Source organism: Bradyrhizobium sp. AZCC 2230, from assembly GCF_036924495.1.
GTDB lineage: Bacteria > Pseudomonadota > Alphaproteobacteria > Rhizobiales > Xanthobacteraceae > Bradyrhizobium > Bradyrhizobium rifense.
This window is the reverse complement of record NZ_JAZHRS010000001.1, coordinates 9,547,924-9,571,294: the sequence shown is the minus strand read 5'-3', so window position 1 is coordinate 9,571,294 and position 23,371 is coordinate 9,547,924. Positions and strand designations below refer to the sequence as shown.

Below are 23,371 nucleotides of genomic sequence, written 5' to 3'. Positions count from 1 at the left end.
CGTGCAGCATGCGTGAGACAACGTCGTAGAACTGGCCCAGGGTAGTGTTTCGGGGGGACGGGAGCGACCGGCATGCCGCTGTTGGCATATCTCTGGAAGGTCGGAGCGGCGTTGCTCTTACTGCTCTTCGTCGCGGACTATTGTGTTCCGAGGGCGCCAATCCCCGAACAGGCGTCGGTCGATCGACCAGCGATACGCATTCACTCCGATCGCAAATGGCCTGAGCGAATTGTCTTCGATACCCGGTCGCCGACAATCGTAGCCGCCGCACCCGCGGTCAAGATCCCTGATGTCGCGATGTCGTCAGACGTCACCGAACTGCCTGTTAGCCGGATGGATAACCCGACAGTCGCAAATGCGCTCGCAATGCTGCCGCGTCCGGATACACGCCCGCCTGAATCCATCGATCGCAAGCGACAACCCAAGATATCAAGCGTCGCCGCGCGGCCGAGACGACACGTCAAGCCGCAGATGATTCTAGCGGCGCGACAAGGGCAGTTCACCTGGCTCGGCTTCAGACCCTGGTGATCGGCGTCCGGACACGATCCGAACGCCGACGTCGCAGCGCCTATTCGTACGCCGCACAGACACTTCCCTGCCATCGCAGACACCTGCGCGTGGCAGCTCGCCGGCCTTGATCGTCTGAACTAACAGCCGGGTCGGTGCGAAAGCCCTTCGCCATTCGTTAAGGCCGAGGCCCCGGTCTCGGGGCCTCCGTTATGGGCGGAAGCACAGTTCAGTAGCGAGCGGTGACCGGCGCACCATAGCCGCCGAAACGATAGTTCAGCCGAAGTGTGACCATGTCCACATCCTGGCTGACCCCGTTGCCGAGAAGGGTCAATCCCCCCGGCGTGACCACGCCTGCGAAGGACGTGTTGTCGCGACCCATCCAGAGATGGTCGTACTCGATACCGAACGACCAGTTGGGAGTGAAGCCATATTCCCAGCCGACGCCCAGGGCGCCGCCCCAGCGCGTATGACCTGCCGAGGCGAGTCCAACACCGGTGGCGTTGTTGAATATGTCAAAGCGATTGCGCGTTACCGCAGCGCCACCCTTCACGTAGAACAGCGACGCGTTCCACGCCCAGCCGAGTTGAGCCGTGAACAGCCCGATGGCATCTATCTTGCCCGTGGTGGAGATCAATGGGTCGATCAGGCTGACGCGTGTGTTCTTGATCTCGGCCCAGTCGCCCTGCGCTTCCAATCCGAGCACAAACTGATTGGTCTGCCAGCGGTACCCGATCTGTCCGCCAGCAAGGCCTCCGGAGCGATCAGCGCAACCACCTGCAACCGTCCCTGCGGGTGTCAGGAAATCCACGCAACCGTGGCTCTGCCCCCAGCCTCCATTGGCGCCAATGTAGAATCCGCTCCAGTTGTAGATCGCCACCACCGGTGCCGGAGGCGGCGCCGCCTTGACAGCCATATCCGCGGCCATGGCCGGAGCCGCCATGTTCAGCGCCGCGAAGCTGATCGCAGCCATCGAAAGCCTTTTCATCGTCATGTCCCCTCGCTCTGATCTTTTTGTTTAGAAACGCGAATGCAGGCTGGCGTGCATAAGCACGGCGAACATCCATACGTTACGTTCGATGAGACCCTACGCCCGTAACAAAATGGCAACACTCAAGAACCGTGTATGTGCACGAAGACGTGCCTATTCCATGTCGGGATCGGTATGTCGTTCAGTGTCCGATAGTTCGCCGGCAAGCCAGGCTTGAATGCGGGCCGATGGAATAAGCTGCCTGGGAACGCTCGGATTGATCGTGCCTGCAAATACAGCGAGGCCTTCGTCGAGCTTTGCACGAACGAACGCCTTGGCCTCTGCTTCCGTAGCGAAGGTCCTTGTTTCCCGAGGACTCCGCTGCTTCAGCAACATGCCGCGTTTACGGACCTCGAAGGTGACGTACCAAGTCGGCGTCATCGCGCACCCACCGGCGAATTGGCCCAGCCCGCCGATCCCCTGTTGTGGTGCGCCTGTCACATAGCCGATTGATCTGAATCAAGATCGCGCCTCATGCTTCCGGACAACAGCGAAGCGACGGCACCTAGACAGAGGTATTCTTCGGCGGGGCTACCGCACAGCCCAGCCACCCTTGATCTACGTCAATGTCGCTCAACCTTTCCGCTCACACGCTATCTGCAGCCGCAGGAAGGCGGCTTCTGCCCCTGATTTCGCGAGTGCAAATAAGAGGACCATCATGAAGGCGAACACGCAACTCTCGATGAGATCCGCGACCATTGCAGGAGCGCCCTTCTGGTCCTTGCAGGCGTCACACTTAATCCATCACCGGCCCACGCAATCGTATATTGCCAGTACGTCGATTATCCGGGGGGGTGCGTTGCCCGGGCCGGCGTCGTTCTGAGGCCGCGCCCCGTTGCGCGTGCAGCAGTCCGCCACAACGCGGGTGGCAATGCAAATGGCGGCGTCAATCGCGTTGGCGCGCGGCGGTAAGGGGATTTACTCGCGGATCGCGAGCCTGGCAGTGTGCCAGGTTCGCGACCGGTTATTTCTGTCTGGAAATTGAAAATCATCGACGAGCTGGCCGCGACGTGCCACTTGAGTCCGAAATGGGCGCCAAGGCGGACATTTGGCAATCAATCTGAGTTTGTGGTTCGCGCCCCCTTTTTCTTTACGCTTTCGGTTCTCCAGGGCTCTGACCTAACCACCCGCATCAGCATCGGAAAATGCTTGTTGCCGCCCCAGCGCATCGATGCCAAGAGGACGATCCTCAGTGGCCGACGTGAACGGCGCCGCCGAGCTTGATCGTCCGCAGCATCAGCGCAAGTGGCACCGCGGCAAGCGAGACCAGCGTCAAGACCCAGAAGGCATCCACATAGGCGAGATACGACGCCTGGGTCTGCACCTGTTGCCCGATCCACTGGATGGCCTGATCGTGTGCCTGCGCCGATGAGCTGCCATGGCCGGCGAAGAAGCTCGTGATCTGCTGCAACGTATCCTGATATTGCGGACTGGACGGGAGCACCTGCTCGACCAGTCGGCTCTGATGGAACTGCTCGCGATGCGTCAGCACGTTGGAGACGACCGAGACACCGATCGAACCTCCGGTGTTGCGGGCTGCGTTGATCAGGGCGGAAGCCTGGTCGGTCTTCGACGGCGGAATGCCGTCGTAGGATGCGGCCATGATCGGCACGAAGATCAGCGGCAGGGCGAGACCGAGCAGCATGCGCGAACGCGCCATGAACCAGAAGCCGAGATCGCCATAGACGTTGGTCATGCTGTACATGGACAGCGCGCAAATCACCGCGCCGGCAATGATCAGATATTTGGGCTGCACCTTGGCTGCCGCACGGCCGACGACGAACATCATCAGCATCGTGACCACGCCGCCCGGGGAGAGCACGAGGCCGGCCCAGGTGGCGGTGTAGCCGAAATCCTGCTGCACCAGTTGCGGCAGGAATTGCGTGGTTGCGAGCAGGATCGCGCCGGTCTCCAGCATGACCAGGAAGCAGGCGCCGAACTGGCGCGTCGCCACCATCCGCAGATCGATGATCGGATTGCGGCGAGCGAGGCACCAGGGGATCATCAGCGCGAAAGCGAGGGCGCAGATCGCTGCGAACGCGACGATGAACGGCGAGCCAAACCAGTCGTCCTCGAGTCCGCGGTCCAGCACCACCTCGAGCGCGCCGAGAAAGGTCGCGATCAGCAGGAAACCGACGAGGTCGAACCGTACGACCGCTTCGGCCTTCGGGGTCTCGGCCAGGACAAACGCGATGAGCGCCGTCGCGATCACACCGACCGGCACGTTGATCAGAAAGCACCACTGCCAGGAGATATTGTCGGACAGCCAGCCGCCGAGCGTCGGCCCGACCACCGGGGCCACCACCACGGCGATGCCGAACACAGCAAAGGCCTGGCCGCGTTTCGCCGGCGGAAACGCATCGGCGAGGATCGATTGCGCCACCGGCACCATGCCCCCGCCCGCGAAGCCCTGGAGCATGCGGCACAACAGCAATACATCCAGGTTCGGGGCAAAACCGCACAGCAGCGAGCTGAGAGTGAAACCTCCGAGGCAGATCAGGAAGAACCTCTTGCGGCCCAGCATCCTGGCGAGAAAACTGGACGCGGTCAGGATGATGGCGTTGGAGACGAGATAGGTCGTGACCACCCAGGACGCTTCGTCCTCGCTCACCCCCATGCCGCCGGCGATGTAGGGCAGCGCGACGTTGGCAATGGTGGTGTCGAGCACCTCCATGAAGCTTGCGAGCGCGACCAGGATGGCGATGACCCAGGGGTTGACGGCGACGCCGCTCGCAGACGCCGGAGGGGTGCCAGGGATTGCAGCGGCACTCACAGGTACCTCCTCAGTCGCTCATAGAGCGAGGGCCTTCCGTCGACCCGCGCGGTGGGGACCACCGACATGCCCGGCCCGAGCGCGACGTCGGCCGGCGGATCGTCCATGGCGATCTTGACCGGCACGCGCTGGACGATCTTGACGTAGTTGCCCGTGGCGTTCTGGGCTGGCAGCAGCGAGAACGCGGTCCCGGACCCGGGCTGGACGCTCTCGACATGACCGTGGATCCTGCTGGCCGGATAGGCGTCGATCGCGAGCGTCACCGGATCGCCCGGCCGCATCTTGTCGAGTTGAAGTTCCTTGAAGTTCGCCGTCACCCAGATCTGATCCGGCACGAACGTCGCGAGGCCATTGCCGAGCTGGGCGAATTGGCCGGTTGCGGCGCTCAAATTGACGACACGTCCAGGCTGGGCCGCGGTTACCGTCGTGTAGGACAGATTGAGCTGCGCCTGATCCTGCTGGGCCTTGGCCTGAGCGAGACTTGCAACGGAGCTCTTGCGCTGCGCCTTCAGCGCGCCGACCTGCCGCTGCGCCAGCTTGAGGGTTGCCTGCGCGCTGAGAAGTGCAGCCTGCTGCTGGCGCAATTGCGAGCTGTACTGCTGCGAGTTCTGAACCGTGCCATAGCCTGTCTGCTCGAGGTGCTCGTACCGCGCCGCCTGCTGCTCGGCGAAGACCAGCCCCGCCTGCGCCTGATCCACCTGGGCCTGGTTGGCGCTGATCTGGGCCTGCTGCACGTCGAGCTGCGCATCGATATTCTCGATGCTGGCTTGCGCGGCCGCGACTTGCGCCTGCGCCTGCTCGAGCGCCGTGCGATAGTCACGGTCATCGAGACGGGCGATCACGTCGCCGGCCTTGACGTGCTGGTTGTCGGTGACGGGAACGGCCGTGATGTAACCGGAGACCTTCGGCGCGATCGAAAACTGCCGCGCCGCGACGAAAGCATCATCGGTCCACTCGAAATGCCTTGCATCATCAACGTAGAGATAACCGCCTGATATCGCCGAGACGAGCAGCACCGCGCCGATGGCGGTGACGACGGGACGGCGACGCAGGATACCGGCGCGGTCCTTCTTGGCGCCCGCCTCCGGCCGCGCTGTCTCCGGCTGAATGGAAGAGGCAGGCGCGTTGGTACCTGGGCCTTCATCCCGAGAGACAGTCCGCGCGGTGACTTTCTGCGGCTCGGACTCAGCGCCCGGTTGGTACGAGGCCGGTACAGCCTGGTGGCCTTCGACAGCTTCGCGAAATCCTTCGTCCGTCTCAAAAACATTGTCTTCGAACATGCTCGTCGCTCCTGCTGTCAGCGACGCCTTCAAGGCGCGCATGAAAAACGGAACAGTATCGTTTCGATATCTCAACTAGCGTCGCCGAACCGATCGGTCAATAGGAACGAGACCGTTCAGTTCTATTTACAGGCATCACAGCTGCGTGTAGATCAGATGATCGGAGCCCGGATGAAATCGCGATGAAGACCAGCAATTCAAAGAAGTTGCCGGCGGCGAAGGCCAAACGCGCGAAAGCGCGCTTTGGCCGGCCGCCCAAGGAGCTTGCCGGCGAGGTCGACGCCCGCATCCTCGACGCTGCGCGAAAAGTGTTTCTGGAGCGCGGGTTTGAAGGCGCGAGCGTGGACGAGATCGCCGAGGTTGCCCGCTCGGGAAAGGCCACGATCTATGCCCGCTTCCGCGACAAGCGGGCTCTGTTCACCGAGGTGGTGACCCACGACATCCTTGCCCGCATCACGGAGTTCAGCGCCGAGCTGCCAACCGGTGCAACAATCGAGGAGCGCCTCACCAGCGCCGCGAGCACCCTGCTGCACTGGGGTTTGAACAGCGAAAGAATCGCGTTGATGCGGTTGGCGATCGCGGAGACGCGCCGCTTCCCTGATCTGGCGAGCACGGTCAGCCGGTCGGCACGTGATCTCAGCACCGAGCTTGGGGTGCACTTGCTGAGCGAGTTGACGAAATCCGATGAGCTTCGATCGCTGCCGGCCTTTGCCCCGGAGCACCTGACGTCAACAGCCCGTCTCTTCCTCGATCTGGTCGCCGTGCCCATGCTGCTGCGGGCGCTGTTCGAGGCGGATCTCAGGACTCTCGACCCGGAGATCGACGAGCATGTGACGCGCAGCGTTGCGTTCTTTCTCTCTGCCTGCCGATACGGCGCGAGCTGAGCCCTGCACGAGAGGCGCTGGTTCGTCGCAGGGGAAAATGCCCTCCCCTTTTTCATCATCCGGCGCGGCGCGCCTGGATATCTGCCCTAACGTCTGTTGGGCCTCACCACCCGCGTCAGCATCGGAAAATGCTTGTTGCCGCCTGCGAATGGCGGGAATTTCACGAAGTCTGCGCGCATGCGCTTGATCACGTCGGAGCCGAGCGCGTGCGCGAGGGCTTGCGGGCTGTCGAACACCAGCTTGTTGCGCTGCATGTGCTCGACGCGCTGCGATGGCAGCCGGTCGACCCAATCGATGCGGGTGTAGATCTCGATCTGGCGGACATTTGGAAAGGTCCGCATGATCGACGGGTGGTGATCGAGATAATGCAGGTTCCAGGCGTTCATGTCCTCGGCCGGGCCGGGATAGTGGACGAGGTAGCTGCACGGCGCTGTCGTTCCCGCCGGATAATCTGCGACATCGACGGGGAACGCGCGCGTCAGCATCACCTGGTGCGTGGCGTCCAGTCCGGTGAGGCCGGAGCATCCGGCACCTGTCGCAAGGCTCGCAAGGATGCTGCCGCGGTCCATCGCCGCCTCGCAGGCGAACAGGTCGGGAAACCGCAGTTGAAGCCCAAACACGGGACCGGAGCCATCAGCCTTGTAGGGATGATCGACAGATTGTTCGAGCGGCGTGAACAGCAAGCCCTCGGTCATGTCAGGGATCGATCCGACCGCCTCTGCCACGGCGGCAATCTCGTCAGGATGAATCCGCCGCTCGCCTGCCGGATCAGAGAATGTCATGAACAGCGAGATCATGCCGGCGCTGCCTCGGCGCCCTCGCCCACACTCACGTTCGGCATGAGCGCGGCTCTGATGTCATCGGGCCACGGGATCGCATGATGATCCACCAGCGAGGTCGCGGCAAGGATCTGGCGGGCACGCCAGCGCAGGCCGTTCGCGCCCGAGACCACATGCTCCAGATGGAGGGATGATCCGCCGACCCGATTGATGCGCAGGTTGAAGGTCAGGAGATCGCCGAACATCGACGGCCGGGAGAAATCGCAATTCAGGTGCACCGTCGGCGTCCCGATCTTCCGGACCATGATCAATTGCGGCCATGGAAAACCGATTCCCGCCCAAAACTCTTCGACGACGCCGTTGAGGATGTTGAGGTAGGACGGGAAGTACGCGATCCCCGAGGGATCGCAGTCTCCGAACCTGAGCGCGCGATCGAACGAGAAATTCGTCATCAGATCGCAACGACCGGATGCCGGATCACACCGACGCCATCGACCCCGGCCTCCACCACGTCGCCAGGCCACAGCCATTCCTGCGGGCTCATGCCGGCGCCGACGCCCTCCGGCGTTCCCGTCGCGATGATGTCGCCAGGCTCCAGCGTCATGCCCGATGAAATGTCCGATATCAGCACCGGAATGTCGAAGATCATGTACTTGGTATTCGAGTCCTGCTTCATGACGCCATTTTTGGTCAGCCACAGCCGCAGATCATGCGGGTCGGGAATCTCGTCCGCGGTCACGATGCAGGGGCCGAACGGCGCATAGGTGTCCATGCCCTTGGAGAAGATCCACTGGCCGGCGCGGCGATTGTCGCGCGCGGAAATGTCGATCATCACCGAATAGCCGAAGACGTGGTCCATCGCTTTCTCGGTCGCGATGCGTGTCGCGGTCTTGCCGATGATGACGGCGAGCTCGACTTCCCAGTCGAGCTGCTGCGTCATCTTCGCGTTGTGCTGGATGGCGGCGCCGGGACCGATCACGGAGGTCGGCGGCTTGGAGAAGACCACCGGCTGCTTCGGCAAGTCCTGGCTCGTATCGAGGCTCTTCGCCGATTCCGCGACATGGGCTCGGTAGTTCAGCCCGATGCCGAAGATATTTTTCCGCGGGCGCGGGATCGGGGCTTGCAGCTTGACGTCCTCGACTGCGACGGCCGAGCCGGCCGGGAAACGGCCGTTGGCCTCCTCCAGACTATCCCTGAGCGCCGGCAGCAGCGTCACGCTGTTGTCGATGAACGACAGCATATCGCTCGGCCATGTCACGCCGCTGGACGCACCGAGGTGCTCGACATCGACGACCAGTCCGTTGACGAGAACGCCGAGACGGGCGCCGCTGGAGCCCAAGGTGTAGGTCACGAGACGCATGGAAGCTTGATCCGACTCTTTCGGGTGAATTCTGATAGCGGGCGATGGAACGTCAGGCGGCAACCGGCTGGTGACCGGCGTTGTCGCCATAGGCTTCTTCCCTGTAGAAGCCGAGGCTTTCGATGACGGGCAGATCGTTGAAGCAGAACAGGCAGGCGTCCTCGCCGTCCGAGAGGTTGCCATGCTCGTGCCAGGCCCAGGACGGCACGCAAAAAATGTCGCGCTCCTGCCACTCGAAACGCTTGCCGCCGATCACCGAATAGCCGCGGCCCTTGGCGACCTGGTAGATGAAGCTGCCGGTGTGCCGGTGCGACTTGGTCTTCTCACCCGGCCGCAGCAATTGCATGCTGGCGCCGATCGTCTGCATCACGTGTCCGCCCGTGACCGGATTGACGTAATTCATGAGGATGCCGTCATAGGGCGAGCCGTCGGTCGCAGCGGCGTATTTGCGCAAGGACTCGTAGGTCGGATCCCACTCGTATTTGAACATGGGCGAATAGCCCTTCGACCATTTCGCGCCGGCCGGGCGAAGACCGGGATTGCCCCAGGTCTTGGTCGTGCCGTCGACGGGATAGCCGGATTCCTCCTGCTGGACATTCGGATGGACCGCGAAAAAGTTTGCTTCCAGCGCGTTGACGAGCGGGATGTCGAGACCATCCTGCCAGATGCAGACCGAGCCGTTGGCTTCGACGCCATGCTCGTGCCAGGTGCCGTTCGGCGTCAGCACGAAATCCCGCGCGCCGAGCGTCATCTTGTGACCGTCGACGATGGTGTAGGCGCCCGCCCCTTCCATGATGAAGCGCAGCGCTGAGGCCGAATGCGCGTGCGCGGTTGCGACCTCGCCGGGATGCATCACCTGCAATCCCGAATAGAGCCAGCCGACCGCGGCCGAGACGTCGCGGCGGCCAGGATTGTTGAGATAGATCACCCGCCGCCCCGCCTTCTCCGGCGAGACCAGCTCGACCGAGCGCAGCACGTGCTCGCGCAAATCGTCGTAGCGCCACAGCACGGGAACCGACGCCGATTGCGGCGCCCACGGCTCGATCTTGTTGGCGACCGTCCACAGCGCGCCGGCTTCGTATTTTTCGAGATCCTTGTAGTAGGCCTTGAGCTCGGGCGTGTCTTCGACATTGGCCCGGCCGACGACGTTCTCGCGCATCCTGTCCTCCAAAGTCCTGTCTTGTAGCTTCAGCTAGAGCATAGTGTTTTTTGGTTGAATGGAAGGGGCCGCGGGGTGCCTGACCTCTCCCGCTTGCGGGGGAGGTCGGCGCGAAGCGCCGGGTGGGGGTCTCTCCACATCGGGAATCTCGATTGCGGAGACACCCCCACCCCAGCCCTCCCCCGCAAGCGGGAGAGGGAGCGCACCTTCTCCGCGGTTCGCGAACGGACCTCGTTGCATCATGCTTCCGATCTCAGCGGTATCGGCGTGAACCCGCCCTGCTCCACGGCTTCGCCTTGACCGTCTGCAAGATCCAGCGGCGCGAGCGGACGCCGATTGACCCGCAGATCAAAAATGTCGAAGCGGTTATAGTGCCCGACGATGTCGTGCATCTGCTTCGGCTGGATGCAGCGCTCGAGGTCGATGTCGGCGTAGACGATGCCTTCGTCGTCGATCAGGGCATCGCCGACCACGCGGCCATCAGGCCCGATGATGCCGGAAAATGCACTCGACTTCCGCTGCAGGCGCGCACGCGCGTCGGGGACAACGGCCTCCATCGCGGTGATGATCTCCTCCGACACGGTCGAGCAGGAGACGATCGTAAAGATCTTGCCTTCGAAGGAATGGGCAATCGCGCGCAGCTTGATCGCCTCCGCCATGTCGTAGTCCGGAGGCGCGACCGGAAGCGAGATGTAGCTGGCGACATGCACGAGCTCACCCTGGCCCAACAACGCAAAGCGCGCGAGCGTGTTGGTGTTCTCGCCGCAGGCGAGGCCGCCGAGACGCCCGATCTCGGTATCATAGACGCGCAGGCTCGATCCGTCACCGCCGGTCCAGGTCAGCTTCTCTGCCCAGGTCGGCACCAGCTTGCGGTGCTTGCCGAGCAACGCGCCATCGGGCCCGATGAACACAAGCGTATTGTAGATCGCGCCCAGCGAGACCGGGCTGCGCTCGTTGACGCCGAGCACGACGTAGCATCCGGTATCGCGCGCGGCCTTCCGGACGACGTCAACCTCCGGACCCGGCACCAGGACAGAGCCCTTGGCGAGCTTCTCGAACCACGCGCTGCCGGTGACGGGATCGGTGATCCAGTTCCAGTAGGGATAGCCGGGAACGAACACCTCGGGGAACGCGACAAGCTTTGCGCCATGGCTTGCTGCTTCACGGACCAGTGAAGCTGCCTTGTCGGCCGTCGCGCTCGGGTTGAGATAGACCGGTGAAGCCTGGACGGCGGCGGCTCTAAAGCGAGGCAGCTTCAGCATGGGCCCTACCCTGTCGCCGGCTCATGACCGCCTTGTCGGAGCAGAGGTCCGCAGGCGTGTTAGCATGGCGCGGCGTTGACTTACTTCACATGTAAACGTATGCTATCGCATATTTCTGGAGGGTGCAATGGCTGAACGTTCCTTTGCTCGCGAGGTCGAGGATCTCCGGCTCGGCGATGGCGACACGTTCCGCGGCGAAGGCATTCTCGCCATCACCAAGGCGCTGCTGCAATCCGGCGTCGCCTATGTCGGCGGCTACCAGGGCTCGCCGATCTCGCATTTGATGGACGTGCTCGCCGACGCCAAGGACGTGCTCGACGATCTCGGCGTCGTGTTCCAGAGCTCCGCCAACGAAGCCGCCGCGGCGGCGATGCTGTCGGCCTCGGTGATGTATCCCCTGCGCGGCGCGGTGGCGTGGAAGTCCACCGTCGGCACCAACGTCGCCTCGGACGCGCTCGCCAATCTGGCCTCGGGCGGCGTCACCGGCGGCACCATGATCATCGTCGGCGAGGACTATGGCGAAGGCTCCTCCATCATGCAGGAGCGCACCCATGCATTCGCGATGAAGTCGCAGATCTGGCTGCTCGACCCGCGCCCCGACCATGAATGCATCGTCAATCTGATCGAGAAGGGTTTTGAGCTCTCGGAGTTCTCCAACACGCCCGTGATGCTGGAGGTGCGCGTCCGCGCCTGTCACATGCACGGCAGCTTTGCCTGCAAGGACAACGTCAAGCCGACGCACACCATCAAGGACGCGCTCAACAATCCCAGGCGCGACGTCAACCGCATCGTGCTGCCGCCTGCGGCCTATGAGCACGAGCAGGAGAAGATCAAGACGCGGATGCCTGCCGCAATCGGCTTCATCCGCGACAACAAGTTGAACGAGTGGATGGGACCGAAGCAAGGCAAGGTCGGCATCATCATGCAGGGCGGCATGTACAACAATGTCATCCGCGCGCTGCAATATCTCGGGCTGTCGGATGCCTATGGCAACACCCAGGTTCCGCTCTACGTCATGAACGTCACCTACCCCGTGATCGACACCGAGGTCGCGGAGTTCTGTCTCGACAAGGAGGCCGTGCTGATCGTCGAGGAAGGCCAGCCCGAATATCTCGAGCAGGCGATCAACACGGTGTTGCGGCGCAGGGACATCCAGGCGCGCGTCCACGGCAAGGATGTGCTGCCGATGGGCGGCGACTACACCGCGCAGGTTCTGCTCGGCGGCGTCAGGGAATTTCTGGAGAAGACGGAGCCGCGGCTGCTCGGCAACCGGCCGCCGGCGCCGGATGCGGCGCCCGTGCTCAATCACCCCGCGGTCGAGAAGCTCAAGCAGGTGGTGCCGGCGCGTCCGCCCGGGCTTTGCACCGGCTGCCCGGAGCGGCCGATCTTTGCCGCGATGAAGCTCGTCGAGGAAGAACTCGGCCAGCACCACGTCTCGGCCGACATCGGCTGCCATCTGTTCTCGATCCTGCCTCCGTTCAATATCGGCGCGACCACTATGGGGTTCGGCCTCGGCCCGGCCTCGACCTCGGCCTTCAACGTCAAGGCCGACAAGCGCTCGATCGCGGTGATGGGCGACGGCGGCTTCTGGCACAACGGACTGACCAGCGGCATCGGCAATGCCGTGTTCAACAAGCATGACGGCGTCTTCGTCATCGTCGATAATTTCTACACCTCCGCCACCGGCGGTCAGGACATCCTGTCGTCGCGCGCGGTCAACAAGCGGCGCGACACCAACAATTCGATCGTCAAGGCGGTGAAGGGCATCGGCGGCCAATGGGTGCGCCAGCTCGACCGCACCTACGACGTCGGCAAGATGCGCGACACCCTGAAGGAAGCGCTGACGACCAAGGACGAAGGCCCCAAGGTCATCGTCGCTTCCTCCGAATGCATGCTGAACAAGCAGCGCCGCGTGAAGCCGCAGATGAACAAGGCGATCAAGGACGGCGTGCGCACCGTCAAGGAACGCTTCGGCGTCGACGAGGACGTCTGCACGGGCGACCATGCCTGCATCCGGCTCTCGGGCTGCCCGTCGCTGTCGGTGAAGCAGCTCGACGATCCCCTGCGTGATGATCCCGTCGCGGCCATCGACAATTCCTGCGTCGGCTGCGGCAATTGCGGCGAGGTCGCCGAGGCCGCGGTGCTCTGCCCCTCGTTCTATCGTGCCGACGTCATTCACAATCCAACCGGCTGGGACAAGTTCAGGTCCAGGGTCGCGATGTCCGTGATCGGCTGGCTGCAGCGGCGGCGCGACCGCCGGCGTCCCGCGCTCGAGGCGCTGGCATGAGGGACGAAGCGGTCCGGCTGGCCCTTCCCACCGCAGGCGAAGCAACCGAGCGGCCGATCTCGCTCGCGATCGTCGCGATGGGCGGCCAGGGCGGCGGCGTGCTGACCGACTGGATCGTCCAGCTCGCCGAGAACCATGGCTGGGTCGCGCAATCGACCTCGGTGCCCGGCGTCGCCCAGCGCACCGGTGCCACGATCTACTACATCGAGGCGATGCCGCCGCTCGACGGTCGCAAGCCGATCCTGTCGCTGATGCCAACGCCCGGCGACGTCGATGTGGTGATGGCGGCGGAGTTCATGGAGGCCGGCCGATCCATCCTGCGCGGCCTCGTGACGCCGGATCGCACCACGCTGATCGCGTCCAACCACCGGTCGCTTGCAATCGGGGAGAAGATCGCGCCGGGCAACGGCATTGCCGACGGCGGCGCCGTCACCGGCGCTATCGGAATTGCCGCCAAGACCGAGATCATTTTCGATCTGAACGCGCTGGCGATCGCGCATGGCAGCGTCATTTCGGCTGCGATGTACGGCGCGCTCGCGGCGGCCGGTGTGCTGCCGTTCAGCCGCGACAGCTATCTCGACGTCATCCGCGCCGGCGGGAAAGGCGCGAAGGCCAGCATCGAGACCTTTGAGGCGGCCTTTGACCGGGTCAAGACCGGCGCTGCCGAGATTGCAGCGCCCGCGCAAGCCAAACAGGCGGTCGCCTCGCCCGCTTCGCCCGACCCGGATCTCGCCGGCCTCGTCGCAAGATTGAACCACGAGCTGCCCGAACCCACGCTCACCATGGCTCGCGCGGGCTTACGGAAGGTGGTCGACTTCCAGGACGTCGCCTATGGCGGCGAATATCTCGACATCCTCAGGACGCTGCACGCGGCAGACCGAAGCGCCGGCGGTGGCTCGCGCGCCTATGCCTTCACGGAGGCCGCGGCAAAATACCTCGCCAACGCCATGACCTATGACGACGTCATCCGCGTCGCCGACCTCAAGACACGCGCGGGCCGCCGAGCGCGCATCGAGAGCGAACTTGAGATGTCAGAAGGACAGGTGCTCCAGACCACCGAGTTCATGCATCCCCGCATGGAGGAGGTGATGGGCATGCTGCCCGCAAGCTTCGGCCGCTGGCTTGGCACCAAGCCGCGCCTTCTTGGCTGGCTCGATCGACGCGTCAACCGGGGGCGCCGGGTGCGGACCTACTCGCTGCCCTGGTTCCTTGCGCTCTATATCGTGGGCGGGATGCGTGGCCTGCGCCGCCGCTCGCTGCGTCACGCCATCGAGACGGCGCACCGGGACGGATGGCTCAAGGCCGCGACCGAGGCGGTCGGCACCAATTACCAGCTCGGCGTCGAGATCCTGCAATGCCGACGCCTGGTGAAAGGCTATTCCGATACCCACAGCCGGGGCCTGTCGAAATTCGACAGGACGCTGGCGGCGATCAAGCTGGTCGAGCGACGCGATGATGCCGCCGACTGGGCGCGCCGGCTGCGCGAGGCCGCGCTGAAGGACAGCGCCGGCAAGGAGCTCGACGGTGTGATCCAGACCATCAAGACTTTTGCATGATTCAAACGGAGCGGGTGCAGGATTGGATTGCCGTTCGCCCCCGAGGGCGTCAGGATCAAATCTTGACTACGATTCTCAAGTTGCTAATCGGAGCGAAAGACCCGCGATAATTCCTCCAATTGACGAGACATTTTGTCCTCGATGGTCATGCAATGCCGGCAGCACTCAAAGAGAACATTGTTCCCGTCCCTGGGCAGAACGAAACCCGGCTCTGGCTGCAATTGCTGTCGCTGCATGGCGAGCTGTTCGCGTCGCTGAATGCGATGCTGAACTCGGAGTTCGGCCTGTCGCTCGCAAAATTCGACGTGCTGGCCCAGCTCGATCGTTACCGGGACGGCCTCGCGCTCGGGCAATTGTCGCAAAACCTGAAAGTCACCGGCGGCAATGTCTCGGGCCTGGTGCAGCGGCTTCTCGCCGACGACCTCATCAGCAGGGAGATGTCGAGCGAGGACCGGCGGTCCTTCATCGTGCGCCTGACGCCGAAGGGCGACGCGCTGTTCAGGAAGGCGGCCGAAATCCACAAGAAGCATCTCGCCAAACGGCTCGAGAACGTCTCGACCCGGGAGCTGGACGGTGCGCTGTCCGTGCTGAAATCCCTTTCTTCAAAACTTCATACCGAGACCAAGAAGCAAAGTCGCAAGAGATAATGGCCAGAGAATCCAAGAGCAGATGGAAGTCGGGTCCGCCGAGGACCAGGGACCAGCTGCAAACCTACATCCCGTATCTGTTCAACCGGCTCGCCAATCGCTGGAACCTCGATCAGAACCGCGACCTGAGCGAACACGGCGTCAACAACGTCGTATTCCGGACGCTGTCGGTGCTGTTCATCTACAAGACCCTCACCGTCAACGAGGTCGCCGTTCTCGCGGTGACCGAGCAGTCGACCGCGAGCCGCATGGTCGAATCCATGGTGTCATCGGGCCTCGTCAAGCGCGAGATCGCCGAGGAAGACCAGCGCCGCCGCGTCGTGGGACTGACGCCGGACGGCGAGGCCCTGCTGCGCAAGATCTGGCCGATCATGGCGAACAATTACGACAAGCTGATCGAAGGCATCGAGCCCGACGACATCGAGGTCTGCGCGCGCGTGCTGGCCAGGATGGTCGAGAATATCCGCCAGAACCAGATCTAGAGCTTGATGATTTTGGGTTCGATCGGTCTGGCGGCAGGCTCAATACACCTCTCCCGTAGGGAGAGGTGTACCCGCGGCGAAGCTCCGTACCAATCTCGTCATGCTTCAACGCTGAGGAACTACGGACCGAGGCCGACGAGGCTGGTGCCGCCGCAGACATAGAGCACCTGGCCGGTGACGAAATCCGAGCGTTCGTCGAGAAAGAATTCGATCGCGTGCGCGACATCCTCGCGCGAGCCGAGCCGGCCGACGGGCACGTTGCGCGCCATCCGCTCCTGCTGCTCGGAGCCCTTCGGAATGATGCCCCAGAAATTGTCGGTCAGGATCGGCCCCGGTGCGACGACGTTCACGGTGATGCGATCAGCGGCAAGCTCCAGCGCCCAGGTCCGCGCCATGCCATGCACGCCGGCCTTGGTCGCCGAATAGGCCGAACGCGTGGCCGCGCCCATCGCGGCGCGTGAGCTGACGAACACGATGCGCCCGAAGCGGCGCGCACGCATCCCCTCCAGCGCCGCCTGGGTCAGCAGCATCGGCGCGCCCAAGTGCAATTGCGCCAGCATCAGAATGTCTTCCGGCTTCGCGTCCGGCAGCAGGTTTGGCAGGATCACGCCCGCGTTGTGCACGAGGCGATCGACGGCATGATCGCGGCAGATTTCTCGCGCGATCTCGCGTGTCTCCTCGATGGAGGTCAGATCAGCGCGATAGGCCGCGAGCAGATCATGGGTCCAGGTAGGCTTCTCCAGCCCGACCGAAACGACGCGCTGCCCGCGCTCGACGAGCTTTCTCGCCAGCGCCTCGCCGATCCCCGAATTGCCGCCGGTGATGAGTGTCGTGCGGATCTCGCTCATGGTCAAACCTGCCGCTTCTTGAGGTCGCGCAGGTCGAAGAACGCGCCATCGCTCATCAGCCTGGCGACAAGATCCTTCAGACCGCCGCGCTGAATCTTCTCGGTCGCGGTCAGCGGCAGGCTGTCGACGAAGCAGATCCAGCCCGGCGCCTTGTAATACGCCATCTGCTCCAGGCTCCAGCGCACGATCTCCTCGGCGAGCGCGCGGTCGGCGCCCGCCTGCCCGGCGATGATGACCGCCGCGACCTCGTCGCCGCGCACCTGATCGGGCGTCGCCGCAACCGCGGCCTGCCGGATGGCCGGATGGCGGTTGAGGACGGACTCGACCTCGACCGCAGCAATGTTCTCGCCGGACCGGCGGATCACGTTCTTCTTGCGATCGACGAAATGGAGATCGCCGTCCGCATCGCGCGACACGATGTCGCCGGTGTGCAGCCAGCCGCCGTCCCACGCCTCCGCGGTGGCTTCCGGGTTCTTCAGGTACTCGCGGAAGAAGCCGTAGCGCGGATCCGCGCCGGCGCGCCGCACGAGCAATTCGCCCGGCGTCCCGACCGGCGCTTCATGTCCGCAGTCGTCGACGATGCGAACGTCGACCTCCGGTGCCGGGCGGCCGAAACAGCTGGTGCCGATCTTGCGCGGCTCGACATTGGCGGCGATGACGCCGCCGCTGCCCGTCTCGGTCATCGCCCAGGCCTCCAGCAGCGGGAAGCCGAAGCGCTGCTCGAACGGCCCGTGCAGGAGCTTGTCGACACCGGCGCCAAAGCCGAAGCGCACGGTGTGCGCCTTGTCCTGCTCCGATTGCGGCGCGCTCATCAGCATCGACGGCATCACGCCGAGATAATGCAGACAGGTCGCGCGGCTGTCGCGCACAGAAGCCCACCAGCTGCGCGGATGGAAGCGATCGAGCATGGTCAGGCTGCCGCCGACCGACAGCATCGCCATCAGCGATACCGCCATCGCGTTCATGTGAAACAGCGGCAGCGGCGTGATCATCCGCTCGCCCTCGGGCTTGAGATCGATCAGCCCGCCGACATCGCGGTACCAGTTTCCGGAGTGCAGGAAATAGGTGTTGGTGAGCACGCAGCCCTTGGGCTGTCCCGTCGTCCCGGAGGTATAGAGCAGCGCGCATTCGCTCGCGCCATCGCCTGCGGTAGCCGGCCGCGTGCCACCAAAGGGCGCGGGAATGTCGTCCTGATCGGTCACGACCGGAATCGGTCGGCCGGCCTGACGGGCCGCGGTCTCCACCTCATCGCGACGTTCTGCGAGCACGAAGGCCGCATTCATCTCGGAATGCGCGATGATGTACTCGAGCTCGCTCGTCCGCAAATCCGGATTGATCGGCACGACGGACACGCCGAGTGCGTTTAGCGCGAACCACAGCTCAATGAAGACCGGCCTGTTCTGGAGCAGAAGCCCGACCCTGTGGCCTTCGCCATAGCCCTGGCTTGCAAGAGCTGATCGCCAGTGCTCCACGCGATCAAGCATGGCGCGATAGGAGATCTCCCCCGCTTCGATGCCGTAGATGCCGGCCGTCTCCGGCAGCACGTTGAAGAAGCCGGCCTCGCCTCGGCGCAGCGCGGTTTCACGAAAGCGGGCATAGACTGTCGCGGTCAAGGCATACTCACATGAAGAGTTGAATGTTTCCGAATGGCGCATCGAAATTGACGAGATCGACCCGCTTGAGCTTGATCTTCAGGGCGTCACCGACCTCTACGAATTCGTGCGAGGCCCAGCCCGAATAACGCTCCAGCAGATCGCCGCGCGTCTCCGTGTAAATGTAGGACGTCCAAGCCTTGTACACGCCCGCAGTCGGGTCGCACGCCACGATCCGCGGCGCCTGGAGCAGATGATGGCAGCGGCTCTTCGGCTTCTGGCTGAAGGTCCGCTCGCCGGCCAACCGCTCGACCCGCACCTTGAGCAGCAGCAGGTCCTCGTACATCAACGACGGCTGGAGCACCGGATCCTGCTGCTGCCACTCCAGCGGCATCCAGTAGCGTCCTTCGGGGTGAAACAGATCGAGCCATTCCTGCCATTGCATCGTGTCAAGAAGCTCGGCCTCCCGGTAGATCAGCTCGGTGATCGTCTTCTCGTTGATCATTCGGCGGCCTCGACGTGCTTGTCCATGTCCATGGTCATGAATTTCGCCCAGGCATGAAACTGGTTGCGCATCTGGCGCTCGGAGGTGCCGTTGATGACGGCGGTGACATCCTGCTCTTCGCTGCTCTCGTAGAGCCGGCGGAGATTGACCCATTGATTGCCGTTGGACTTCAGGCCTTCCTGCGCCCGCTCGTACATCTCCAGATCGTCGTGGCCGACGATCGAGGTCGGCGCATTGATGAAGCGGTTGTACATCAGCGCGCGCTCGTAGAGCTTGTCGGGCGCGCCGACCAGGCGATAGACCCAGCTTTCGACCAGCGTCCTGTCGACCGCGATCGGGATGAAATTGCGCAGGATCTGGACGGCACCTTTGACCATGATGTTCGGGAAATACACGGTGTTGTGCCTGACCTCGCCGAGGATCTCGTGCGCCCGCGTCTCGCCGTAGGCCGCGACCATCTGGTCGAGATAGCCGCTGACGTCCGAGTAGTTCGAATGGATGGAGTTGGCGACGCCGGTGTGGCCGTGGCCGTTCGGCCAGATCCTGATGCCGCTCTGCTCGTAGAATTCGTACGGGCTCATGAAGGGACCGTAGAGCTGCACCGCCATCGGTGTCTCCGTGGAATCGCCCTGCTCGCGCTTCCAGACCTTGACCGCCGTGCCGGCCGAGCTCTCATGCGCGACCATCGGATGGCAGGTGTCGGTCTGGTTCTCGACCAGCATCTTCCAGTTGCAGGTATGCATGTAACGGATCGGCGTCGCCTGGACTGCGAGCTTGCCCTCCGGCGAGCGGTCGACCATGTTGTCGATGGTCGAGAGGCTTTCGCCGAAATAATCCTCGAAGGAGACGCCGTCCTCGCTCAGGCGGGCGAAGATGAAATCGCGATAGACGACGACGTTCCTGACTTTCGACAGCCCTCCATTGGCCTGGGTATCGGTAAAGCCGGTGCCCTCGTAGCCCTTCTTCAAGGGGATCGCGAGCAGCGAGCCGTCGGTCTTGAAAGACCAGGCGTGATAGGGGCAGCGAAAGAATTTTCCGGTGTTGCCGCAGGGCTCGGACGCGATCTTCACGCCCTTGTGCGGGCAGCGATTGTAGAAGACGTGGATGGAGCCGTCGGTATGGCGGCTCGCCAGCACCGGTTGCCGGCCGATCGTGGCGGTGATGAAATCGCCGGGCTTTCCCAACTGGCTCGCATGCCCGACATAGACCCAACTGTTCGGGAACAAATGCTCCATCTCGAGCTCGAAGACCTCGGGGTCGACATAGACGTCGCGATGCACCTCGGCGTCGCGCACCAGTGCCGCAATCGCGTGGGCATTCCGTCCGTATTTCGCCATGGCGTCCCTCGCCTCCTTCATAAGTCCAGCACCAGACGTTCCGACTTAGCGCGTGACACGCAGATCTGCATGACCTTGTTGGATGCCTTCTCGTCGTCGCTGAGGATGACGTCGCGATGGTCGGGCACCCCTTCGATCACGCCGCACTGGCAGATGCCGCAATCGCCGCGCTGGCAGTCGTAGAGAACGTCGAGACCCGCCGCCTCCAGCGCCTGGATGATGGTCTGACCGGCCGCAACGCTGACGATCTGCCCCGACGATTTGAGCTCGACCTCGAACGGCCTGTCGGGCGAACTTGGCTGCTCCGCCTTGAAGAGCTCGTAATGCATGCGGTCGGCCGGAATGCTCTTGGCAAGCGCGGCCGCCCTCACCGCTTCGATCATCCCCGCCGGACCGCAGACATAGATGTGGGAGTCGGCGGCGGCCTCGCCGAGCGCCGCTGCAATGTCCAGACGGGACTCGTCGCTGTCGTAGTGAACGGACAGGCCCTTGGCGCAGATCTCCTGCAATTGCGGCAGGAACGCCAGCAGCCCTTGCGTGCGGCCCGCATAGTGCAAACGATACGGGCTTCCACGAGTCGCGAGCTCCGCCGCCATCGACAGGATCGGCGTGATGCCAATGCCGCCGGCAAACAGCAGCGCGGGCGCCGCGTCCTCGTGCAGATGAAAATTGTTGACCGGCGCACTCGCCCGCACGACATCGCCGATCTCGAGCGCATGCATGAACTGCGAGCCGCCGGTCGAAGCCTCCTCGCGCAGCACACCGAGCGCCAGCGCGCCCTCGGGGAGGCCCGGCAGAGTCATCAGCGAGTACGGCCGGTCGCCTCCATTCGGGAGCGCGACGCGGAGATGCGCGCCCGCCCGCCATTGCGGCGCGACGCCGTCCTCCACGTCAAACACAAGGCTCCGTATGAACGGCGTCTCCGCGGCATACGACCTGACCTTGAGCTTGAGCGGATGCGCGTCCATTCAGGCATCTCACGAATTATATGAATTTGCATATTTTTAGACATGTAATAATTGTCTGTCAATCGTCCATACGGGACAGGCCCCTATTTGCCTGTCCAGGGCCGCGGAGAGTCTTCGGTCCAAAACACTCATTTTACTTAGATGTTTGTGCTCCGATCGACCCCACCTGCAGTTGGAGCGACTCGGAAATTCGGTTCGACGAGGCTTCCGCTGCCGGCGCGGCAATCGATGCGCGTTTGGCCAAACGGCGAGCTTGATCGAGCACGTTCGCGCTGACGACGAAATGAATGTCGCGCGCGTTGCCCCGACACCGAGACATTTGTTGTCCATCTCAAGCGAAATTTGGAATGGCCAGGCCCGTTCGTTTCGCCTCTCCTAAGCGGAAATGTCGATCGCGCCGCAGCGTCTCCGTGAATGCCGCGCGGTGATCGATGCCACCAATCATCAGGGGCTATCCATGACCGCGCGCTTCTCTTCGCTCTTGCTCTCCCGGCGTCGCCTGTTGGCCGCGACCTCCGTGGTGACAGCCATCGCCTTGACCCCAATGATGGGCCTGTCTCCGGCGCGAAGTGCAGGCGCTCCGCCGAATGGCGGCGACATTACCTTCCTCATCGACTCGCTCGGTGGCACCTGGATTCCGAACAACAGCTCGATCTCCAGCTTCCAGGGCCACATCTGGGGCCACGTGACCGACAAGCTGGTCTATGTCGATGCCGACGGCAAGGTCAGTCCGTGGATTGCCGAGAGCTGGGAGCAGAACGATAACGCCACCCAGTTCACCCTGCACCTCAAGAAGGGCGTGACTTTCTCCGATGGCACGGCGCTCGATGCGTCGGCCGTGGTCGCCAATCTCGACATCTGGTACGCCGGGCGCAAGAACGAGGGCATCAACCCGGTTGGCCTGTTCCCGAAGACCTACGACCACGCCGAGGCGATCGATGCAACGACCGTGAAGGTCGTCTTCAAGGCGCCGACGCTCGGGTTCATCCCGACGCTCGGCTACCACGGCTCGATCCTCATCTCACCGAAGAGCATCGCGCAACCCGCCGCGCAGCAGGCTGACCTCTCCAAGACATCCGGCAGCGGACCGTACGTGGTCGCGTCCTGGAAGGAAGGCGACTTCGTCAAGCTGGTCAAGCGCAAGGACTACAATTGGGGTCCGGCTGCCGTCGGCCACACCGGCCCGGCCTATCTCGATTCGATCACCTACAAGATCGTGTCCGAGCCATCGCTGCGGGTCGCCGCTGTTCAGTCCGGCCAGGCCGATGTTGCCTACAGCCCCTCGCCGCAGGAACTGAAGTCGCTCAAGGACGCCGGCTTCACCACCGCAACCCCACGCTATCTCGGCTTCGTCAACGGCCTCGCGGTCAACACCAAGCTGGAGCCGTACAACGATGTGAAGGTGCGCCAGGCGCTCCAGGCCGCCATCAACCGCAAGGAGATCATCGACACCGTCTACACACCCGACTGGAAGCTGGCGACGTCCTTCATCCAGAGCAACGTACCCGGCGCGACCGACCACAGCGACCTCCTGGCCTACAATCCCGGCAAAGCGGAAAAGCTGCTCGAGGAAGCCGGCTGGACCAAGGGCGCCGGCGGCATCCGCGCCAAGGACGGCAAGCAGCTGACGCTGACGCTCTACTCCAATCCCTACCTCGCGACGGCGAAGTCGATCGACGAGCTCATCGCGCAGCAGCTCGGCAAGATCGGCTGGAAGGTCACCATTCGGGCCTATGACGTCGTGACGTTCGGCGAGAAGGTCAGGTTCGGCGGGCCGGCGGTGCCGGCCTACGAGGTGACGCGCAGCTTCATCGATGCCGGCACGGTCGCCAGCATCCTGACCAATGCCAACAACGGCGAGGACTGGTTCGCGCTCGGCGACAGCGACAAGAGGCTCAACGATCTCCGCGACAAGATTGCCGGCGCCTCCTCGGCCGAAATCCGCAATCCGCTTCTCGACGAGCTGCAGACTTACGTCCTCGAGCAAGGCTACTTCATCCCGCGCACACAGATCGTCCAGCGCATCTACGTGCAGTCGCCGAAGCTCAAGGGCGAGGTCTACAACGGCGTCGCCTATGCCAGCTATTACACGGCAACGATCAGCGAGTAGGAGCT

The 23,371-nt window shown here is 63.4% G+C and carries 20 protein-coding genes; 6 read left to right on the top strand and 14 right to left on the bottom strand.

Annotated features, from left to right (window positions below; genetic code table 11):
* Positions 1–736: 736 nt before the first annotated feature.
* The 4 genes from V1280_RS45500 to V1280_RS45480 form a co-directional block, all read right to left on the bottom strand.
* Complete coding sequence (locus V1280_RS45500) at positions 737–1,495, bottom strand: outer membrane protein (protein WP_148773426.1); 759 nt, start codon at positions 1,493–1,495, stop codon at positions 737–739.
* 156 nt (positions 1,496–1,651) lie between these two features.
* Complete coding sequence (locus tag V1280_RS45495; RefSeq protein WP_334537765.1) at positions 1,652–1,918, bottom strand: hypothetical protein; 267 nt, start codon at positions 1,916–1,918, stop codon at positions 1,652–1,654.
* Between the two features lie 808 nt (positions 1,919–2,726).
* A complete protein-coding gene (locus tag V1280_RS45485) occupies positions 2,727–4,310 on the bottom strand; it encodes a DHA2 family efflux MFS transporter permease subunit (RefSeq protein ID WP_334537763.1) in 1,584 nt (527 codons plus the stop codon).
* Positions 4,307–5,590: an HlyD family secretion protein gene (locus V1280_RS45480; RefSeq protein WP_334537761.1), complete on the bottom strand. Its 1,284-nt coding sequence runs from the start codon at positions 5,588–5,590 to the stop codon at positions 4,307–4,309. Before V1280_RS45480 ends, V1280_RS45485 begins: the two co-directional genes overlap by 4 nt.
* Before the next feature lie 182 nt (positions 5,591–5,772).
* On the opposite strand from V1280_RS45480, the gene V1280_RS45475 reads away from it, so the two are divergent.
* The gene (locus V1280_RS45475) at positions 5,773–6,474 is read left to right on the top strand and encodes a TetR/AcrR family transcriptional regulator (protein ID WP_334537760.1); all 702 of its coding nucleotides are present in this window, start codon (positions 5,773–5,775) and stop codon (positions 6,472–6,474) included.
* An 86-nt stretch (positions 6,475–6,560) separates the two neighbouring features.
* On the opposite strand, the gene V1280_RS45470 is transcribed toward V1280_RS45475, so the two are convergent.
* From V1280_RS45470 to V1280_RS45450, 5 genes are all read right to left on the bottom strand, one after another.
* The gene (locus tag V1280_RS45470) at positions 6,561–7,271 is read right to left on the bottom strand and encodes a hypothetical protein (RefSeq protein ID WP_334537758.1); all 711 of its coding nucleotides are present in this window, start codon (positions 7,269–7,271) and stop codon (positions 6,561–6,563) included.
* Positions 7,268–7,705 (bottom strand): acyl-CoA thioesterase, encoded by a 438-nt coding sequence (locus tag V1280_RS45465; RefSeq protein ID WP_334537756.1) that lies wholly within the window; start codon positions 7,703–7,705, stop codon positions 7,268–7,270. The genes V1280_RS45470 and V1280_RS45465 overlap by 4 nt, the downstream gene beginning before the upstream one ends.
* On the bottom strand, positions 7,705–8,613 hold the full coding sequence (locus V1280_RS45460) for a fumarylacetoacetate hydrolase family protein (protein WP_334537754.1): 909 nt from the start codon (positions 8,611–8,613) through the stop codon (positions 7,705–7,707). The genes V1280_RS45465 and V1280_RS45460 overlap by 1 nt, the downstream gene beginning before the upstream one ends.
* 52 nt (positions 8,614–8,665) lie before the next feature.
* Positions 8,666–9,772: a cupin domain-containing protein gene (locus tag V1280_RS45455; RefSeq protein ID WP_334537752.1), complete on the bottom strand. Its 1,107-nt coding sequence runs from the start codon at positions 9,770–9,772 to the stop codon at positions 8,666–8,668.
* Between the two features lie 239 nt (positions 9,773–10,011).
* Entirely contained in the window at positions 10,012–11,034 is a 1,023-nt protein-coding gene (locus V1280_RS45450; protein WP_334537750.1) for a carbon-nitrogen hydrolase family protein, read from the bottom strand.
* A 127-nt stretch (positions 11,035–11,161) separates the two neighbouring features.
* Between V1280_RS45450 and V1280_RS45445 the strand changes: the two genes are divergently transcribed.
* From V1280_RS45445 to V1280_RS45430, 4 genes are all read left to right on the top strand, one after another.
* Positions 11,162–13,321, top strand: a complete 2,160-nt coding sequence (locus V1280_RS45445; RefSeq protein WP_334537748.1) for an indolepyruvate ferredoxin oxidoreductase subunit alpha — start codon at positions 11,162–11,164, stop codon at positions 13,319–13,321.
* Complete coding sequence (locus V1280_RS45440) at positions 13,318–14,877, top strand: indolepyruvate oxidoreductase subunit beta family protein (RefSeq protein ID WP_334537746.1); 1,560 nt, start codon at positions 13,318–13,320, stop codon at positions 14,875–14,877. The genes V1280_RS45445 and V1280_RS45440 overlap by 4 nt, the downstream gene beginning before the upstream one ends.
* A gap of 152 nt (positions 14,878–15,029) precedes the next feature.
* Positions 15,030–15,524, top strand: a complete 495-nt coding sequence (locus V1280_RS45435) for a MarR family winged helix-turn-helix transcriptional regulator (protein ID WP_334537744.1) — start codon at positions 15,030–15,032, stop codon at positions 15,522–15,524.
* Positions 15,524–16,006 carry a MarR family winged helix-turn-helix transcriptional regulator gene (locus V1280_RS45430; protein WP_148773390.1) on the top strand — a complete coding sequence of 161 codons (483 nt, stop codon included), beginning with the start codon at positions 15,524–15,526 and terminating at the stop codon, positions 16,004–16,006. Before V1280_RS45435 ends, V1280_RS45430 begins: the two co-directional genes overlap by 1 nt.
* Positions 16,007–16,125: 119 nt before the next feature.
* Here the strand turns inward: V1280_RS45430 and V1280_RS45425 are convergent, their stop codons facing one another.
* From V1280_RS45425 to V1280_RS45405, 5 genes are read right to left on the bottom strand one after another with little or no spacing between them, the layout of a single operon-like run.
* Positions 16,126–16,854: an SDR family NAD(P)-dependent oxidoreductase gene (locus tag V1280_RS45425; protein WP_334537742.1), complete on the bottom strand. Its 729-nt coding sequence runs from the start codon at positions 16,852–16,854 to the stop codon at positions 16,126–16,128.
* A 2-nt stretch (positions 16,855–16,856) separates the two neighbouring features.
* Positions 16,857–18,467 carry an ATP-dependent acyl-CoA ligase gene (locus V1280_RS45420; RefSeq protein WP_334537740.1) on the bottom strand — a complete coding sequence of 537 codons (1,611 nt, stop codon included), beginning with the start codon at positions 18,465–18,467 and terminating at the stop codon, positions 16,857–16,859.
* Positions 18,468–18,474: 7 nt separating this feature from the next.
* The gene (locus V1280_RS45415) at positions 18,475–18,951 is read right to left on the bottom strand and encodes an aromatic-ring-hydroxylating dioxygenase subunit beta (RefSeq protein WP_334537738.1); all 477 of its coding nucleotides are present in this window, start codon (positions 18,949–18,951) and stop codon (positions 18,475–18,477) included.
* The gene (locus V1280_RS45410; RefSeq protein WP_334538609.1) at positions 18,948–20,288 is read right to left on the bottom strand and encodes a Rieske 2Fe-2S domain-containing protein; all 1,341 of its coding nucleotides are present in this window, start codon (positions 20,286–20,288) and stop codon (positions 18,948–18,950) included. The genes V1280_RS45415 and V1280_RS45410 overlap by 4 nt, the downstream gene beginning before the upstream one ends.
* A gap of 17 nt (positions 20,289–20,305) precedes the next feature.
* The gene (locus V1280_RS45405) at positions 20,306–21,256 is read right to left on the bottom strand and encodes a PDR/VanB family oxidoreductase (protein ID WP_334537736.1); all 951 of its coding nucleotides are present in this window, start codon (positions 21,254–21,256) and stop codon (positions 20,306–20,308) included.
* A 457-nt stretch (positions 21,257–21,713) separates the two neighbouring features.
* On the opposite strand from V1280_RS45405, the gene V1280_RS45400 reads away from it, so the two are divergent.
* A complete protein-coding gene (locus tag V1280_RS45400) occupies positions 21,714–23,366 on the top strand; it encodes an ABC transporter substrate-binding protein (RefSeq protein WP_334537734.1) in 1,653 nt (550 codons plus the stop codon).
* Positions 23,367–23,371 lie beyond the last annotated feature (5 nt).

Bases quoted from the DNA above. Each gene is read 5' to 3' on its own strand.
- V1280_RS45500 (WP_148773426.1), bottom strand. From the start codon at position 1,495: ATGAAAAGGCTTTCGATGGCTGCGATCAGCTTCGCGGCGCTGAACATG.
- V1280_RS45495 (WP_334537765.1), bottom strand. From the start codon at position 1,918: ATGACGCCGACTTGGTACGTCACCTTCGAGGTCCGTAAACGCGGCATG.
- V1280_RS45480 (WP_334537761.1), bottom strand. From the start codon at position 5,590: ATGTTCGAAGACAATGTTTTTGAGACGGACGAAGGATTTCGCGAAGCT.
- V1280_RS45475 (WP_334537760.1), top strand. From the start codon at position 5,773: ATGAAGACCAGCAATTCAAAGAAGTTGCCGGCGGCGAAGGCCAAACGC.
- V1280_RS45470 (WP_334537758.1), bottom strand. From the start codon at position 7,271: ATGATCTCGCTGTTCATGACATTCTCTGATCCGGCAGGCGAGCGGCGG.
- V1280_RS45465 (WP_334537756.1), bottom strand. From the start codon at position 7,705: ATGACGAATTTCTCGTTCGATCGCGCGCTCAGGTTCGGAGACTGCGAT.
- V1280_RS45460 (WP_334537754.1), bottom strand. From the start codon at position 8,613: ATGCGTCTCGTGACCTACACCTTGGGCTCCAGCGGCGCCCGTCTCGGC.
- V1280_RS45455 (WP_334537752.1), bottom strand. From the start codon at position 9,772: ATGCGCGAGAACGTCGTCGGCCGGGCCAATGTCGAAGACACGCCCGAG.
- V1280_RS45450 (WP_334537750.1), bottom strand. From the start codon at position 11,034: ATGCTGAAGCTGCCTCGCTTTAGAGCCGCCGCCGTCCAGGCTTCACCG.
- V1280_RS45445 (WP_334537748.1), top strand. From the start codon at position 11,162: ATGGCTGAACGTTCCTTTGCTCGCGAGGTCGAGGATCTCCGGCTCGGC.
- V1280_RS45440 (WP_334537746.1), top strand. From the start codon at position 13,318: ATGAGGGACGAAGCGGTCCGGCTGGCCCTTCCCACCGCAGGCGAAGCA.
- V1280_RS45435 (WP_334537744.1), top strand. From the start codon at position 15,030: ATGCCGGCAGCACTCAAAGAGAACATTGTTCCCGTCCCTGGGCAGAAC.
- V1280_RS45430 (WP_148773390.1), top strand. From the start codon at position 15,524: ATGGCCAGAGAATCCAAGAGCAGATGGAAGTCGGGTCCGCCGAGGACC.
- V1280_RS45425 (WP_334537742.1), bottom strand. From the start codon at position 16,854: ATGAGCGAGATCCGCACGACACTCATCACCGGCGGCAATTCGGGGATC.
- V1280_RS45415 (WP_334537738.1), bottom strand. From the start codon at position 18,951: ATGATCAACGAGAAGACGATCACCGAGCTGATCTACCGGGAGGCCGAG.
- V1280_RS45410 (WP_334538609.1), bottom strand. From the start codon at position 20,288: ATGGCGAAATACGGACGGAATGCCCACGCGATTGCGGCACTGGTGCGC.
- V1280_RS45405 (WP_334537736.1), bottom strand. From the start codon at position 21,256: ATGGACGCGCATCCGCTCAAGCTCAAGGTCAGGTCGTATGCCGCGGAG.
- V1280_RS45400 (WP_334537734.1), top strand. From the start codon at position 21,714: ATGACCGCGCGCTTCTCTTCGCTCTTGCTCTCCCGGCGTCGCCTGTTG.